Genomic DNA, 16,140 nt, shown 5'->3' with positions numbered 1-16,140 from the left:
CGCGAAGGACAGAGACCTGGCATCCTAGCCCGCCCCTGCGCCGGCCACCATCACCCGAACGGGTGATGCCCGCCGGGGCTCAGAGGGTGAGGGTTTTTCGAGCGTGGCCGCTCACCCTCTCAGTAACGGTAGCTGGAGGACGTCTCCTTGACGTCCTCGCTGGTCCTGCTGCTGCCGCCAGCGCTGACCGTCACGCGCTTGGTCTCCTTCTTGCTCGTCGCATAGGGCAGCAAGGTCTTGGGGTCGGCGATCAGTTCGACGGTGGAGATCACTTCCATCTCGGTGACCCGGACGTCGCCGCCCGCGGTTTTGCGCACGTAGTCACTCATGGCCTGCGTGTACTCGGGGCCGGCCACCCGGGTGGTCTGCAGCAGGCGCACACAGGCCTTGCCCTTGGCGGCGGCGTGACAGGGCACGTGGCCGACCAACTGCTGGGTCATCAGCATGGGAAAGCTGCGCCGCTCCAGCGCAGGCGCCTGGTAGGGTACGGTGAAGCTGTAGGTCTGGCCCGGGGCATAGGAGCCGCCGGCCCAGTTGCCCACCAGCTGGTCCCACTCACCCTGCAGCGAAACTGCCAGTGTCTCCTCGGTCAGCATGCTCTGCACCATCTGGCGCGCCTTGGCATGGGCGTCGCGGTTTCCGGTCGGCAGGCCCTTGAGCAGGGCTTCCTGCACGCGGCGATGGTAGGCCTGCAGGTTTTCGATGCGCACAAATTCGCCATCGGTGTTGACCACGTAGTCCGGCAGCTCGGTCAGCGTGGCCTTGACCACGCTCTGCAGATACGCTTCCTTCTCCTTGTCCTGGCCGCCACCCAGCGCGCCGGACAGCTGGTGCCTGGTGACACGGGTGCTGACCAGCAGCTCGTCCTCGCCCGCGGGCTTCAGCGACATCTGGCTTTCACCCCGCATTTCGTATTGCTCGCCGCGCTTGCTCGACTTGAGCTGGAAGCTGGCCTGCGACTTGAGACGCTGCGGCCAGTCGAACACCAGCGGGACGCGCTCCACGCCCGCGCGCCGCGCCGCCGATTCACGGAAGGTGGCCATCACCTGCCGCAGGCCGGCCAGATCGCCGTCAGCGACGGTCCAGGCGATCAGGTGGTAGCGGGCACTGGCGCCTTCAACCACCGTGCTCAGGTAGACGATGGCCGCGTCACCGGCCTTCGTCCGCAGTTCGTACTCGATGGCCGGGCGCTCGCCAAGCTTCAGCGCGCGCGGGGCCGACATCCGGCCCTGGTCCATCTTCTTCAGCAGCGCGCCGCTCAGGCGGCTGCCGAACTCGTCCAGCGGCATCTCGCGGGTGTCTTCGGGCAGGTAGGTGTTGACCAGCAGGTAGTTGTCGCCCATGGCGTCGGCCAGCCGGATGTCGGCATTGGCCGAGAAGTTGGGCCGCGTCTCCCACGAGCGCGGCGCCTCGATCTCCGACAAGCCGTCATCGGACAGCACCAGCTGCCGCACCCCGCCCGCGGTGCTGGCACAACCCGCCAGCACGACCAGCCCCGAACATGCCACGGCACGCCACACAGTCCACGCCATATCGCCCCCTCGTTGTTGATGTTGAATGAATCGTTGCCAGCGGCGGCGCCTCGGCAACGCCGGGACATTCTAGGTGGCGCCCACCGGGCCGGCGGTTTGAAGTTGTAACGCGGTCGATCACGGCCGGGCCTGGCGAGACCGCAGGAGGCTTGGGGACAAGCGGTTTGCCGTATCCTGCATGGAACTCCGAGTGCGCACACCGCCTCCCACTCCCTCATGAAACGCTGGTTCCTCCTTGTTCTGGCCCTGCTGTCCGTGGTTGCAGCGGTCACCGGCTGCGCCACGCTGGACGAACGCCAGCGCACCTGGATCTTCCAGCCCTCGGACCGCAGCTGGTGGCGCGGCGACGAGGCCGCCCAGGGCATGAAGGATGTGTGGGTCAACTTCACCTCGCGCGAGACCGGCCAGCCGGTCAAGCTGCACGGCCTGTGGCTGGCCCACCCGGACCTGGCCCGCAAGTCCAATGCTCCGGTGCTGCTCTACCTGCACGGCGCGCGTTTCAACGTGGTGGGCTCGGCCTTCCGCGCGCGCCGCATGCAGGAGCTGGGCTTCTCGGTGCTGGCGGTGGACTACCGCGGTTTTGGCAAGAGCACGCCCGAGCTGCCCTCGGAAACCCTGGCCTACGAGGACGCGCGCGCCGCCTGGGACTGGCTGGGCCGGCAATACCCCGGTCGGCCGCGCTACATCTTCGGCCACTCCCTGGGCGGCGCCATCGCCATCGAGCTGGCGGCGCAGGTGGAAGACGAAGTCGGCACCCTGGTCGAAGGCACCTTCACCTCCATCCCCGACGTGGTCAGTACTTTCAAGTGGGGCTGGCTACCCGTGGGCCCGCTGATCACCCAGCGCTTCGAGGCCGTGAAACGCGTGCCCGACATCGGCTCGCCCCTGCTGGTGGTGCACGGCGCCAACGACAAGCTGATCCCGCCCGACCTGGGCCGCAAGCTCTTCGATGCCGCCACGGGCCGCAAGGCCTTCGTGCTGGTGGAAGGCGGCTCGCACCACAACACCAACTCGGTGGGACAGTCGCAGTACAGGGTGGCAATCAACGAGCTCTTCGGGCTGCGCTGACAAATCCAACCCAGGTTGCTGACTCAAAAACAGGCTTGCATCAAGCTACTGGTCAGCGTCTAGCCGCGTGCGCCTGAAGTGCACGCTCGACGAATGCAATGGTTTTCAATTCGACTCTTTGGCACTCACTCGTCTCTGCATCCTCGATCGTTTTTACATCTTTTATTTTATTTTTTACATCATCATTTCGAGCAACGATCTCCTCGAGCCGTTTCCCAAGTGCAAGCGAGGCTTGGTGTATCTGTGCCGTTGACGTTTCTTCATCAAAGTGCAACTTGGCCGCAGCAGTCGCGTGACGTACATAGGCATCGGTGTATTCTTTGTTGAACTCTTCGTAGTAAGAAGTCCCTTTTTTCAACGTAACACGAAATACGTGAAAAATCCCGGCGCACCTCGCCTGCTCCTCCGCAAGAAACCGTCTCTCCGGCGTATCTGGCAATGTGAAGCTGGTGGTTTGTGGACTTGGATAAAGGAAAAACCCAGCGGCTGTCAATGCAGCTATGGCAAGTAATATCAGAACAATTAGTTTGACGCGAGACATGCAGATCCATCCCTGAAGTGATGCAGGCTTCGCTGCATCCTAGCTGCCACTCTCGAACTTGCCTATCCCCCAAACGGGGGAATGAGTCAACTGATCTGCTACCCTCGACCGGATGTCTGCCCCGGCCCCTGCCACCGCCATGTCCCCCGCCCTGATCGTGCTTTTCCTGTCCCTGCTGCTGGGGCTGCAGCCGATCACCACCGACCTCTACCTGCCTGCCCTGCCCGCGCTGACTGCGGGCTTCGGTGCCACGCTGCCGCAGGCGCAGCTCACGCTCACCGCGCTGTTGCTGGCCTTCGGGATCTCGCAGCTGGTCTGGGGCCCGCTGTCGGACCGCTTTGGCCGCCGGCCCATCCTGCTCTGGGGCCTGGGGGCCTATGTGCTGGCCTCGGTGGTCAGCACGCTGGCGCCCACCATGGAACTGCTGATCCTGGCGCGCGTGCTGCAGGGCGTGGCCATGGGCGCGGGCGTGATGTGCGCGCGCGCCATCGTGCGCGACCTGTACAAGCCCGTGGAGGGCGCACGCATGATGTCCAAGGGCCTGACCGGCCTGGGCGTGATCGCCTGCCTCAGCGGGCCGCTGGGCGGCGTGCTCTCGGGCTGGGCCGGCTGGCGCATCGCCCTGCTGGCGCTCTCGGTGTTCGGCGCGGCCACGCTGGCCCTGGTGGCCTGGCGCTTCGAGGAGACCGTGAAGCAGAAGAACCCGCAGGCCCTGCAGCCGGCCACGCTGCTGCAGACCTGGCGCGGTATCGTGCGCCACCCGACCTTCTGGGCCTGGTCCGCGCTCTCGGCTGCTTCCTACGGCGGGCTGTTCACGGTGCTGGCCTCCTCGTCCTTCGTCTTCATCGACGTGCTGGGTCTGTCGCGGCCGGCTTACGGCTTCATCATGGCCACGGTGTCCCTCACCTACATCCTGGGCACGCTGGCCTGCCGGCGCCTGCTGCCGCGCCTGGGCGTGCGGCGCTCGGTGGCCCTGGCGGCGGGGTTCACGCTCACGGGCGGCACGCTGATGGGCATCTTCGCGCTGACCGGCCTGCACAATGGCTGGGCCATCATGCTGCCCTTCTACCTCTTCATGCTGGCGCACGGCGTGCACCAGCCCTGCAGCCAGAGCGGCGCCGTCGGCCCCTTTCCCTATGCCGCGGGTGCGGCCTCGGCGCTCAACGGTTTCCTGATGGCGGTGACGTCCTTCATCGTCGGCCACTGGCTGGGCACGGCCATGGATGGCACCGTGCGACCCCTGATGTACGGCGTGTGCTTCTGGAGCGTGATGATCGCCCTGGCGGCCTGGACCCTGGTGCAAAAGCATGGAAAAAGCAGCGAGCACTGATCTGCCACGCTGCCTGGCTTTGGCCGGGCCGACGGCCAGCGGCAAGACCGCGGCCGCGCTGGCCATTGCGGCGAAGTTGCCGGTGGAGATCATCAGTGTCGATTCGGCCCTGGTCTACCGCGGCATGGACATCGGCACGGCCAAGCCCAGCGCCGCCGAACTGGCCGCGGTGCCGCACCACCTGATCGACATCCGCGACCCGCTGCAGGCCTACAGCGCGGCCGAGTTCGTGTACGACGCCACGGAGCTCATGTACGCCATCCACGCACGCGGCAGGCACCCGCTGCTGGTGGGCGGCACCATGCTCTACTTCAAGGCGCTGTTTGACGGCATCGACGACATGCCCAAGGCCGATGCGCAGGTGCGCGCACAGATCGAAGCCGAAGCGCAAGCCCGTGGCTGGCCCGCGCTGCACGCCGAACTCATGCGCGTGGACCCGGTGACCGCCGCGCGCCTGGCCCCCGCCGACGCGCAGCGCATCCAGCGCGCGCTGGAGGTGTACCGCGTCTCCGGACTTCCCCTGTCGTCCTTCCACAAACGCAAAGACGATGCCCAGCCTTCGGCCGCCATGAAGGCCACCACGCTGATCTCTTTGGAGCCGGCTGACCGGGCCTGGCTGCACGAGCGCATTGCCCTGCGCTTCGACGCCATGCTGGCCGGCGGCCTGCTGGACGAGGTGCAGCGCCTGCGCGCGCGCGGCGACCTGCACGCCGAGCTGCCGTCCATGCGCTGTGTGGGTTACCGCCAGGCCTGGGAGGCGCTGGACGGCGTCTTCCCGATGGGCGAGCTGCGCGAGCGCGGCATCTACGCCACGCGCCAGCTGGCTAAGCGCCAGATCACCTGGTTGCGTTCCATGCCGCAGCGCCGCGTGGTGGCCTGCGACGCGCCCGATGCGCTGCAGCAGGTGCTGCAGATCGCCCTGGCCTGGCAGCAGGAGGCTTAGGACTTTTCTGCTGGTGCGGCCAGGTGCTGCACCAGCAGCCGTGCCGCCGGCGACAGCGCCGCCAGGTCGCGCACGCACAGCACCAGCTTGCGCGCCGCCCAGGGCTCGTCCAGCGACACGCAGCGGATCTTGAGCGAGGGCAGGAACAGCTGGGCACTCTTGCGCGGCATCACGCCGATGCCCAGCCCCGCCGCCACCATCAGGCACAAAGCGTCGTAGCTGCTGACCTGGATGCGCAGGCGCAGCGGGCGGCCCAGCTCGGCCGCGGCCTTGGTCAGCAGGTTGATCATGGCGCTGCCGGGGTGCGCCCCCACCATTTCGTAGTCCAGCGCCTGCGCCAGCTTCACCGACTTGCGCCGCGTGAGCGCGTGGCCGGCCGGCGCGATCACCACCAGCTCGTCGTCGTGGTAGGGCAGCAGGCTGAACTGCTCGCCGTAGCTGCCGTCGTTGAGGATGCCGATGTCGGCGGCGTTGTCGGCCACCGCCTTGGCGATCACCGAGCTGATGCGCTCCTGCAGGTGGATCTGCACCTGCGGGTAACGCTCCATGAAGGACTTGAGCTCGGCCGGCAGGAACTGCGTGATGGCCGAGATGTTGGCGTAGACCCGCACCTGGCCGCGCACGCCGCTGGCGTATTCGCTCATCTGGGCCAGGATGCCGTCCAGGTCGTTAAGCACACCGCGCGCCAGGTTGAGCAGCGCGAAGGCCGCGGCGGTGGGCTCGGTGCCCTTGTTGCTGCGCACGAAGAGTTCGGTCTGCAGCGTCTGCTCCAGCTCGCTCAGGCGCTTGCTCACGGCCGAGGCGGCGATGTGCTCGCGCGTGGCGGCCTCGGCGATGGTGCCCTCTTCCATCACGGCGACGAACAGGCGCAGGGAGACCGGATCGAGCTTCATGGGGCCCGATTAGACCATGCCCGGCGGTTTGCCATCTCCGTTTGAGATGGCAGCATGGCAAAACGTTGATTTACCCTCTGAGTGCATTTGCTCATCATCTCGTTTCGAGAAGGAGACACCATGACCACCACCCCACCCGCGCTCACGCCGGCCGCCCTGCAGGGCGTGCGCGTCATCGAGATGGGCCAGCTGATCGCCGGGCCGTTTGCGGGCAAGACCCTGGGCGAATTCGGCGCCGACGTGATCAAGATCGAAGCCCCCGGTGCGGGCGACCCGCTGCGCAACTGGCGCATGATCAAGAGCGGCACCTCGGTCTGGTGGCAGGTGCAGTCGCGCAACAAGCGCTCCATTGCGCTGGACCTACGTGACCCGCAGGGGCAGGACCTCGCGCGCCAGCTGATCGCTGAAGCCGATGTGCTGATCGAGAACTTCCGCCCCGGCACGCTGGAGGGCTGGGGCATGGGCTGGGACGATCTGAAAAAGATCAACCCCGGCCTGGTGATGCTGCGCATCAGCGGCTACGGCCAGACCGGCCCCTACCGCGACATGCCGGGCTTCGGCGTCATCGGCGAGGCCATGGGCGGCCTGCGCCACCTCACCGCCGAGCCGGGCCGCGTGCCGGTGCGTGTGGGCGTGTCCATCGGCGACACCCTGGCCGCGTTGCATGGCACCCTCGGCGTGCTGATGGCCCTGTACCACCGCAAGGTCAACGGCGGCGCCGGCCAGGTGATCGACGTGGCGTTGCACGAAGCCGTGTTCAACGTGATGGAAAGCCTGATCCCCGAGTACAGCGCCTTCGGCGCGGTGCGCGAGGCCGCGGGCAGCGCGCTGCCGGGCATCGCCCCCTCCAACGCCTACCCCTGCCGTGACGGCTATGTGCTGGTGGCCGGCAACGGCGACAGCATCTTCAAGCGTCTGATGGACAGCATCGGACGGCCTGACCTGGGCAACGCCCCGGACCTGGCTGACAACGCGGGGCGCGTGAAGCGCGTGGCCGAGATCGACGCGGCCATCGGTGCCTGGACGCAGACGCGCAGCATCGTCGAGGTGCTGGACACGCTGGGCCAGGCCCGCGTGCCGGCCGGGCGCGTGTACACCGCCAAGGACATTTTTGAGGACCCGCACTACCGCGCGCGCGACATGATCCTGAACCAGCACACCCGCGATGGCGACGACATCGCCGTGCCGGGCATCGTGCCCAAGCTTTCGGGCACGCCCGGCACCATCCGCAGCAGCGCGCCCCACCTGGGCGACGACACCGACAGCGTGTTGCAGCAGATGGGCCTGTCGCCGGACAACATCCGCGCCCTGCGCGAGAAAGGCATCGTGGCATGAACATCACCTCCTCCCTCTGGCATGGCGCCGGCCGCCGTATCCACCTGCAGGAAGTCGGTACGCGCGACGGCCTGCAGGCCGAATGCGTCTTCGTGCCCACCGAAGACAAGATCGCCCTGGTCAACGCGCTGTCGGCCACCGGCCTGTCCAAGATCGAGGTCACCTCCTTCACTTCGCCCACGGCCATCCCCGCGCTGCGCGACGCCGAGGTCGTGCTGCGCGAGATCGAACGCCGCCACGGTGTGGTCTACAGCGCGCTGGTGCCCAATCTGCGCGGCGCCGAACGCGCCATCGAAGCGCGCGCTGATGAGTTCAACCTGGTGATGTCGGCCAGCGAGACCCACAACCTGGCCAACCTGCGCATGACACGCGAGCAGTCTTTCGCCGCCCTGGCGCAGGTGGTGCAGCTGGCGCGGGCGCAGCAGGTGTCCGTGAACATCTCGCTGTCCTGCGCCTTCGGCTGCCCGATGGAAGGCGATGTGTCGGAGCCCACGGTGCTGGCCTGGGCCCAGCGCTTCGTCGACCTGGGCGTGCACGGCCTCACGCTGTGCGACACCACCGGCATGGCCTACCCCGGCCAGGTGGCATTGCTCACGCACGCGGCGCGCCAGCGCTGGCCGGGCACCGAGCTGACCCTGCATTTCCACAACACGCGCGGCATGGGCCTGGCCAATGTGCTGGCCGGCATCGATGCCGGGGCCGACCGCTTCGACGCCTCGCTGGGCGGCATCGGCGGCTGCCCCTATGCGCCGGGCGCCACCGGCAATGTCTGCACCGAGGAAGTGGTGCATGCGCTGCAACTCATGGACTACGACACGGGCGTGGACCTGGAGCGGCTGATCGCTGCCTCGCGCCGCCTGCCGGGCCTGATCGGCCACGACACCCCCAGCCAGATCACCAAGGCCGGCCGCCGCCTGGACCTGCACCCGGTACCCGCCGATTTCGAGACCATCCGCACCCGCGCCCTGGCGCGCGATACTGATACTGTTCCCTCCCCCTGACATCCCACAACACCAGGAGACTTCGATGATGAACCCGCGTAACCGCCTGCGCCTTGCGCTCGCCACCCTGGCCGCTGCTGCGGCCTTCAGCGCCCTGGCCCAGGGCAACTACCCGAACCGCCCGATCACCCTGGTGGTCCCCACCGCCACCGGCGGCACCACGGACTTTGCCGGCCGCATGCTGGCGCAGCCCCTGGGGACCGCGCTGGGCCAGTCGGTGATCGTGGACAACAAGGGCGGGGCCAACGGCTCCATCGGCGCCATGATCGTCAAGCGCGCCGATGCCGACGGCCACACCCTGCTGATGCAGTACTCGGGTTACCACGTCATCACACCAGCCGTGAGCAAGACCCCGCTGCAGTGGGATGCCAGCGACTTCCAGCCCGTGGCCAATGTGCTGTCGGCGCCGCAGGTCGTGGTGGTGCGTGCCAGCCTGCCGGTGAAGACACTGGCCGAGCTGGTCGCCTACGCCAAGGCCAACCCGGGCAAGCTCAACTACGCTTCTTCGGGCAACGGCTCGCTGCAGCACGTCACGGGCGCCATGCTGGAGCAGCAGGCCGGTATCCAGATGGTCCACGTCCCCTACAAGGGCACGGGCCCCGCGCTGCAGGACCTGCTGGGCGGCCAGGTGGACCTGACCTTCGGCACCCCCCCGCCCTTCGTGCCCCACATCCAGAGCGGCAAGCTGCGCGCGCTGGCTGTGACCGGCAAGGCGCGCCTGCCCAGCCTGCCCGATGTGCCCACCACGGCCGAAGCCGGCCTGCCCAAGCTGGACGCCACCTCCTGGTTCGCCGTCTTCGCCCCCGCCAAGACGCCCAAGCCCGTGGTGGACAAGCTCACGACCGAGATCGCGAAGATCATGGCCACGCCGGCCTTCAGGCAGAAGGCGCTGGACCTGGGCGCCGAGGCCGACTACATGAACCCGCAGCAGCTGGGCCAGTTCACGCAGGCCGAACTGGCGCGCTGGGCGCAGGTGGTGAAAGCCTCGAAGATCGAAGCCGACTGAAACGTTGCACGCTTCCAGCAACCAAAGGGGCCCGGTGTTTTGACCGGGCCCCTTTTTCTTTTTGTTACGCGCCGGTGCAACACCAGCCTGGACCGTCAGCCTGACAGGCACGCAGAATTCGCTACCATGGCCCCATGCCCCGGGACCGCCGCGCCCGGGCCCTTCAAGGGAACAGACCATGGACATGAACAGACGCATGCTGCTGGGCGCTGCCGGCGCCCTGACCCTGTCGGCCTGCAGCACGCAGCAGATGGTGAACCTCGCCACGGCCAGAAGCCCGGAAGCGGCCCTGCGCAACATGGCGCAAAGCCGGGTCAACGCCTACACCTACAACCCCCAGCTCGCGCTGGCCGACCTGCGCCGCATCAAGAATGAGTACGACAAGCTCATGGGCAACCTGCAGCAGGAAAGCGGAGAGAAGTGGGGCAAGCGCGAATCGGGCACGCTGCCCAGCCGCACGCGCTACGTGAAGTACACGGAGAACTACAAGAACCGGGTCGTGGTCGATTACGACGCCGGCACCATCCTGATCGAACACCTGGAAGACGACGCCGTGCGCGACAAGCTGCGCCGCGCGACCGTCGTGGCCCTGCTCACGCCCGGCGACCCGGGTGCCGTGGACCTGTTCTCGGACAAGGAGATCACGCTCAACGGCCGACCCTATCTGCAGGACCTGGTGGTGGACCAGAACAACGTCGTCCTCAAGACGCGCGAGGATGTGGAGCGTTACGCGAGCTACCTGGTCGAGAACCGCCTGCAGCAGCGCAGCATCGACGTCAACGGCGCGCCCAAGACCGTGTTCTACGTGCAGATGGCCATGGTCAACGCCGCCATCGACAAACGCGCGCTGCAATACGCCAGCTTCGTGCGCCAGAACTCGGACAAGACCCGGGTCAGCCGCAGCCTGATCTACGCCATCATCCGGATCGAGAGCGCCTTCAACCCCTACGCGGTGTCCAGCGCCCCGGCCTACGGCCTGATGCAGCTCGTGCCCACCAGCGGTGGGCGCGAGGCCTACCGCAAGTCGCGCGGCGAAGACGTGATCCCGACCAAGGAATTCCTGTTCACCCCCGAGAACAACATCGAGTTCGGCACGGCCTACCTGGGCGTGCTGCTTTTTGATAGCCCGCTGCGCGAGATCCGCGACCCGGTGTCGCGTGAATACTGCGCCATTGCCGCCTACAACACCGGCCCCAGCAATGTGTACCGGGCGTTCAGCAACAAGAACGGACGGGCCCGCCAGGACGAGGCGCTGGACGCCGTCAACGCGATGCGCCCCGACGCGGTCTACACCGCCTTGCGCAACAAGCTGCCCTACGAGGAAACACGCGGCTACATCGCCAATGCAGTGCAGGCCAAGAAACGCTACGCCATGATGTAGGGGCGGTTCACGGCGTTGTCACATGCGCTGCCTAGCATGCGGCTTGCGTGTTCAACCAACCCAAGCCCATCATGCGCATTCCTCTGCTGCTGTCACTCCTGCTCCTTGCTACGGCATCGACCGCCCAGGCCCAGTCCGCCTTCCCCGTCACGCTGGCCGGCCATGCGGCCCTGCCGGCCACCACCTTCGTCCCGGCGCCCAAGGATGCGCCGGCCAGCCTGCAGACCTCGGGCAAGTACACCACGCCCAATGGCCGCCGCGAGGACCGCCTGGGCGTGATCGCCGGCAGCTCCTACCTCTCGGCCAAGGACGCGCCCAAGCCCACCGGCATCAGCCTGCCCTTCACCGGCCAGCCCGTGCAGGGTTTCTCGGGCATCAAGGCCATGAAGGACGGCAGCTACTGGGTGCTGACCGACAACGGTTTCGGAAGCAAGGCCAACTCGGCCGACGCCATGCTGATGTTCCACCACGTCAAGCCCGACTGGAAGAGCGGCAGCGTCAAACGCCTGCAGACCGTGTTCCTGCACGACCCGCAGAAGAAGGTGCCCTTCCTCATCGTCAACGAAGGCACGAGCAAGCGCTACCTGACCGGCGCCGACTTCGACATCGAGTCCATGCAGTTCATCGGCGACCACGTCTGGTTCGGCGACGAGCTCGGCCCCTACCTGATCAAGACCGACCGCCAGGGCAAGGTGCTGGCCGTGTACGACACCTTTGTCGATGGCAAGCTCGCGCGCTCGCCCGACCACTTCAGCGTGAGCACACCCGCCACGCCCGGGACCTTCAGCACCCCGGTGCGCCGCTCGCGCGGTTACGAAGGCATGGCCGCCTCGAAAGACGGCCAGTTCCTCTACCCCCTGCTCGAAGGCCCGCTGTGGAACGAGGCCGACAAGCAATGGGAGAACAAGGACGGCCGCGAGTACCTGCGCGTGCTGGAGTTCAACGTGGCCAAGGGTGAATGGACCGGCCGCTCCTGGAAGTACGCGCTGGAGCTCAAGGGCAACAACATCGGCGACTTCAACATGATCGACGCCGACACCGGCCTGATCATCGAGCGCGACAACGGCGAGGGCCTGGAGCGCACAGCCTGCAACGGCCCGGCCCGCCCGGACTGCCAGAACATCCCCGCGAAGTTCAAACGCGTCTACAAGGTCAGCCTGAAGGAGGTGGATGCGGACGGTTTCATGCGCAAGATCGGCTACATCGACCTGATGGACATCCAGGACCCGAAAGGCCTGGCCAAGGTGGGCGGCGAGAACGGCCGCTTCACCTTCCCCTTCGTGACCATCGAGGACGTGGACGTGGTCGACGCCGAGCACATCGTCGTCGCCAACGACAACAACCTGCCCTACTCCTCCGGTCGCCAGCTGGGCCGCAACGATGACAACGAGTTCATCCTGCTGCACGTGCCCGAACTGCTGAACGCACGCTGAGCGTCCCTTCGGACCCGGCGCAGAACGGGGGCCTCGGCCCCCCGTTTTTCTTTCACTCGATGCGCAGCTTCTGCCCGCCCTTGCCCTGTTTCCTGGGCAGCGGCAGCGTGAGCACGCCGTTCTCCAGGGCCGGACGTGGCACCGTTGACGCAGATCGAACACAACCGGGTCCATTTACGCCCCCAGGGGCATCCATATTTACCCTAATGAGGGCACTGAACCGGTTCTCAGACCATGCCTCCCCCCGTATCATGGTTGCGGTATCCACCCGCCTAACAAGGAGCGTTGAGAATGACCCCCACCCTGATCCTGGCGATCAACATCGCCGCCATTGCCGTCATGCTGCTGTGCCTGACCACCGTTTACCGCCTGCGCAGCAACATCCCGGGCGGCGTGGTCGGCAAGCAGTGGGGTTACCTGACCTCGCTGGTCACCCTGTTCACGCTGGGCTATTTCGTGACCCCCTTCTTCACCAGCCTGCCCCCCGAAATCATCAGCCTGGTGGTGGCGCTGATCTTCTTCTTCGGCGCGGTCTACGTGCTGATCACGGTGCGGCTGATCTACCGCATCATCGAAGAGATGACACGCTGAGAGAGCCCCCGTCATGGACACCTCACTGATCCTGGTCAAGACCGACAAGGGGGTCGAAGAGATCCGCAGCCGCTCCTTCGGCCTACCGCAGGCACTGCGCGCCCTGCTCATCATGGCCGACGGCTCGATCAGCATGTCCAACCTGCTGCAACGCACGGCGCAGCTGCCCCTGGCCCAGGAAAACATCGAGTGGCTGGTCAGCGAAGGCTTCGTCGAATCGGTGCGGCCCGGCGGCCGCCCGGCCTCGCGGCCGTCACCGCGTGATGCGCTGATCGCCCTCAGCCGTGAACTGCTGGGCGCCGAGGCCCCCAAGGTGATCGAGCGCCTGAAGGACGTGCCCGAGAGCCCGGCCGAACTGCAGGCCGCCATCGAGCGCTGCCACAAGTTCATCAAGCTCACCATCGACGAAAAAAAGGCCGCGCAGTTCCTGCAGGCCGGCCGCGCCCTGCTGTCATAGAACACGTGAACGCCAGGCGGGGTGAAACCCGCCTGCGCCACGCATCAGCGCGCGCTCAGGCCGGCTGCGTCGCCGGCTGCGGCTGCCAGTACGGATAGTCCGTGTAACCGGCCGGACCTTCGGTGTAGAAGGTGGCCGGGTTCGCCTTGTTCAGCGGTGCACCAGCCCGCAGGCGCGCGGGCAGGTCCGGGTTGGCCAGGAAGGGCACGCCAAAGGCCACGGCATCGAGCTGGCCGGCGGCCACGGCCTGGGCCGCCTCTTCGCCGCTGTAGCCCATATTGCCGACCAGCACGCCCCGGTAGGCCGCGCGCGCCGGTGTCATGAGGTCCCCCTTCTGCAGGCCCTTGAAGTCGCCGCGCATCAGGTGCAGGTAGGCCAGCTTGAAGCGGTTGAGCTCGCCGGCCAGCCAGGTCGTCAGGCCCACGGGGTCGCTGTCGATCATGCTGTTGAAACTGTTGAGCGGCGACAGGCGCAGGCCCACGCGATCGCTGCCCCAGACGCTGCAGGCCGCCTCGATCACCTCGAACATCAGGCGCGCGCGGTTCTCGCGCGAACCACCGTAGGGGCCGCTGCGCTGGTTGGAGCCGTCGCGCAGGAATGCGTCCAGCAGGTAGCCGTTGGCACCGTGCACCTCCACGCCATCGAAACCGGCGGCCTTGGCGTTCTCTGCCGCCTGGCGGAAACCGGCCACGATGCCGGGCAGCTCATCGTCGCGCAGCGCACGCGGCACCGCATAGGCCACCTTGCCCTTGGGCGTGTAGACCATGTCGCTGGTGATGGCGATGGCGCTGGGCGCCACGGGTTGGGCGTCACCATTGAGGTCCGGATGGCAGGCGCGCCCGCCGTGCCAGATCTGCAGGAAGATACGCCCGCCCGCCGCGTGCACGGCGTCCGTCACGAGGCGCCAGCCCTCGACCTGGGCCTGCGAGTGGATGCCGGGCTCCTTCCAGAAGGCGGAGTTGCCCGCCATGGCCATGGTGGCCTCGGCAATCAGCAGGCCGGCGCTGGCGCGCTGGGCATAGTGCTCGGCCATCATGGCGTTGGGCAGGTGGGCCTCGCCGGCGCGCGCGCGTGTGAGCGGCGCCATGAAGACACGGTTGGGCACGCTGAATGCTCCGAGCTGGAGCGGATCGAAAAGTGTGGTCATACGGGGGAATGGAAAGAGACGGGAACGGAGCCAGATCATGCCCCAGCCGAGCATCGCATGCAGTAACGCGCGCGACCAACCTGATCCGGCGTGCGGGTACTGCAGGGGCCTGATCACGCTGTTCGCACTGGATGAATCAGCGCGAACAGACTCCCGCCTCCCAGGCCAGCATGGCGGCCTTGCGCTCACCGCCCCAGCGGTACTGGCCACTGTCGCCGCTCTCGCGGATCACGCGGTGACAGGGGATGAGGTACGCAATGGGGTTGGCGGCCAGCGCACTGCCCACCGCACGCTGGGCCCGGGGCGTGCCGGCCAGGCCGGCCAGCTGCGTGTACGAGACGCGCCGACCCGGCGGCAGGCGCAGCAGCGCCTCCCACACCTTGATCTGGAAGTTGGTGCCGCGCAGCAGCAGGTGCAGGCGGCCCGGCTGCGGCGTGCCGGGAAACACCTGGTCCAGCAGGTGCTGGGCCTCCCGGTCGTCGCAGACCAGCTGCGCCGCCGGCCAGGCCGCACGCAGTTCCTGGTGGCGCAGCGCCGTATCACCGTCGAGAAACGCCAGGTAGCAAAGCCCGCGTGGCGTCCAGCCTGCCAGCGCGGTGCCAAACGGCGTGTCGGCCTGTCCCCAGCCCAGCGTCACGCCGGCGCCGCCGCTTTTGATCTCCCCGGGTGTCATGGCCTCGCAGCTGACCATCAGGTCGTGCAGCCGGCTGCTGCCGGACAGGCCGCTGGCCTGCGCGACGCTCAGCACGTCCTGCGCCTCGCGCAGCGCCTGCAGCGCGTAGGCCTTGGTCAGGTATTGCAGGAAACGCTTGGGCGAGATGCCGGCCCAGGCGGCAAAGACACGCTGCAGGTGATGTTCGCTCAGGTGCACGGCCTGCGCCAGCTCGGCCAGCGAGGGCTGCTGCAAGGCGTTCTCACGCAGGTAGCGGATGGCCTGCGCCACCACGGCGTACTGGCGTTGCGGCGGGACCGGCAGCTCATCCATGCGACACCGCCTTGCGCGCCCACAGCGTGCGCGGATCGAAGCCCGTCACCAGCGCCGTGCCCGTGAGCACCACCAGCGCGCCGGCCAGCGTCTGCCAGCCCACGGCCTCGCCCAGGAAGAGGTGGCCCCAGAGGATGCCGAAGACGGGGATCAGGAAGGTCACCGTGAGCGCCGAGGCTGCGCCCAGCGCCGCGACCAGGCGGAAGTACATCAGGTAGGCCAGGCCCGTGCAGAGCAGGCCCAGGCCAAGTACCGCGCCCCAGACCAGCACCGGCGTGGCCGTCTCAGGCAGCGGCGCATGGCCCGCGAAAGGTAGCACCGGCCAGAGCAGCAGCGTGGCCGCCCACATGCTGCCGTGGGCATTGGCGTAGGGCAGGAGCGCGTTGCGGGCCGATTTGGCGTAGTGGCTGGCGATGGCGTAACAGCAGGGCGCCAGCAGCACCCCCGCCAGCACCCAGCCCGAACCGGGCTTCAGCATGGCCGGGTCCAGCCCCATG

Annotated in this window: 16 protein-coding genes; 10 read left to right on the top strand and 6 right to left on the bottom strand. The window is 67.3% G+C overall.

What is annotated here, in order from left to right; translation table 11 throughout:
- Positions 1–119: 119 nt before the first annotated feature.
- The gene (locus tag AO057_RS09090; protein ID WP_057675326.1) at positions 120–1,532 is read right to left on the bottom strand and encodes a hypothetical protein; all 1,413 of its coding nucleotides are present in this window, start codon (positions 1,530–1,532) and stop codon (positions 120–122) included.
- A gap of 216 nt (positions 1,533–1,748) precedes the next feature.
- On the opposite strand from AO057_RS09090, the gene AO057_RS09085 reads away from it, so the two are divergent.
- Positions 1,749–2,600, top strand: a complete 852-nt coding sequence (locus AO057_RS09085) for an alpha/beta hydrolase (RefSeq protein WP_057675325.1) — start codon at positions 1,749–1,751, stop codon at positions 2,598–2,600.
- A 52-nt stretch (positions 2,601–2,652) separates the two neighbouring features.
- Here AO057_RS09085 and AO057_RS17800 read toward each other — a convergent pair whose 3' ends face one another.
- Positions 2,653–3,141, bottom strand: coding sequence for a hypothetical protein (locus AO057_RS17800; protein WP_156404524.1), 489 nt, complete (start codon positions 3,139–3,141; stop codon positions 2,653–2,655).
- Between the two features lie 139 nt (positions 3,142–3,280).
- Between AO057_RS17800 and AO057_RS09080 the strand changes: the two genes are divergently transcribed.
- Positions 3,281–4,471, top strand: coding sequence for a multidrug effflux MFS transporter (locus AO057_RS09080; RefSeq protein ID WP_156404523.1), 1,191 nt, complete (start codon positions 3,281–3,283; stop codon positions 4,469–4,471).
- Positions 4,449–5,414 carry a tRNA (adenosine(37)-N6)-dimethylallyltransferase MiaA gene (gene miaA, locus AO057_RS09075; protein WP_057675323.1) on the top strand — a complete coding sequence of 322 codons (966 nt, stop codon included), beginning with the start codon at positions 4,449–4,451 and terminating at the stop codon, positions 5,412–5,414. The genes AO057_RS09080 and miaA overlap by 23 nt, the downstream gene beginning before the upstream one ends.
- On the opposite strand, the gene AO057_RS09070 is transcribed toward miaA, so the two are convergent.
- The gene (locus AO057_RS09070; protein ID WP_057675322.1) at positions 5,411–6,307 is read right to left on the bottom strand and encodes a LysR family transcriptional regulator; all 897 of its coding nucleotides are present in this window, start codon (positions 6,305–6,307) and stop codon (positions 5,411–5,413) included. The genes miaA and AO057_RS09070 overlap by 4 nt on opposite strands.
- Positions 6,308–6,427: 120 nt before the next feature.
- Here AO057_RS09070 and AO057_RS09065 point away from each other — a divergent pair, with 120 nt between their 5' ends.
- The 7 genes from AO057_RS09065 to AO057_RS09035 all read left to right on the top strand — a co-directional run bounded on the left by AO057_RS09065 (position 6,428) and on the right by AO057_RS09035 (position 13,511).
- Entirely contained in the window at positions 6,428–7,642 is a 1,215-nt protein-coding gene (locus AO057_RS09065; RefSeq protein ID WP_057675321.1) for a CaiB/BaiF CoA transferase family protein, read from the top strand.
- Complete coding sequence (locus tag AO057_RS09060; RefSeq protein ID WP_057675320.1) at positions 7,639–8,643, top strand: hydroxymethylglutaryl-CoA lyase; 1,005 nt, start codon at positions 7,639–7,641, stop codon at positions 8,641–8,643. Before AO057_RS09065 ends, AO057_RS09060 begins: the two co-directional genes overlap by 4 nt.
- Positions 8,644–8,671: 28 nt before the next feature.
- The gene (locus AO057_RS09055; protein WP_240480825.1) at positions 8,672–9,649 is read left to right on the top strand and encodes a Bug family tripartite tricarboxylate transporter substrate binding protein; all 978 of its coding nucleotides are present in this window, start codon (positions 8,672–8,674) and stop codon (positions 9,647–9,649) included.
- A 178-nt stretch (positions 9,650–9,827) separates the two neighbouring features.
- Entirely contained in the window at positions 9,828–11,030 is a 1,203-nt protein-coding gene (locus tag AO057_RS09050) for a murein transglycosylase domain-containing protein (protein ID WP_057675318.1), read from the top strand.
- 71 nt (positions 11,031–11,101) lie between these two features.
- Entirely contained in the window at positions 11,102–12,463 is a 1,362-nt protein-coding gene (locus AO057_RS09045) for an esterase-like activity of phytase family protein (protein WP_057677234.1), read from the top strand.
- 291 nt (positions 12,464–12,754) lie between these two features.
- Positions 12,755–13,054, top strand: coding sequence for a hypothetical protein (locus tag AO057_RS09040; RefSeq protein ID WP_057675317.1), 300 nt, complete (start codon positions 12,755–12,757; stop codon positions 13,052–13,054).
- Between the two features lie 13 nt (positions 13,055–13,067).
- Entirely contained in the window at positions 13,068–13,511 is a 444-nt protein-coding gene (locus AO057_RS09035) for a hypothetical protein (RefSeq protein WP_057675316.1), read from the top strand.
- A 55-nt stretch (positions 13,512–13,566) separates the two neighbouring features.
- Here AO057_RS09035 and AO057_RS09030 read toward each other — a convergent pair whose 3' ends face one another.
- The 3 genes from AO057_RS09030 to AO057_RS18245 all read right to left on the bottom strand — a co-directional run.
- Positions 13,567–14,658: an alkene reductase gene (locus AO057_RS09030; RefSeq protein WP_057675315.1), complete on the bottom strand. Its 1,092-nt coding sequence runs from the start codon at positions 14,656–14,658 to the stop codon at positions 13,567–13,569.
- A 136-nt stretch (positions 14,659–14,794) separates the two neighbouring features.
- Positions 14,795–15,643: a methylated-DNA--[protein]-cysteine S-methyltransferase gene (locus AO057_RS09025; protein WP_057675314.1), complete on the bottom strand. Its 849-nt coding sequence runs from the start codon at positions 15,641–15,643 to the stop codon at positions 14,795–14,797.
- Positions 15,636–16,140, bottom strand: a 505-nt coding sequence (locus AO057_RS18245; RefSeq protein ID WP_240480757.1) for a DMT family transporter, incomplete at its 5' end; no start/stop codon positions are given. The genes AO057_RS09025 and AO057_RS18245, both read right to left, overlap by 8 nt.

This window comes from Curvibacter sp. PAE-UM, assembly GCF_001432305.1.
Taxonomy (GTDB): Bacteria; Pseudomonadota; Gammaproteobacteria; order Burkholderiales; family Burkholderiaceae_C; genus Hylemonella.
Note: the sequence above shows the minus strand (reverse complement) of the source record. Positions and strands in the feature narration are given on the sequence as shown.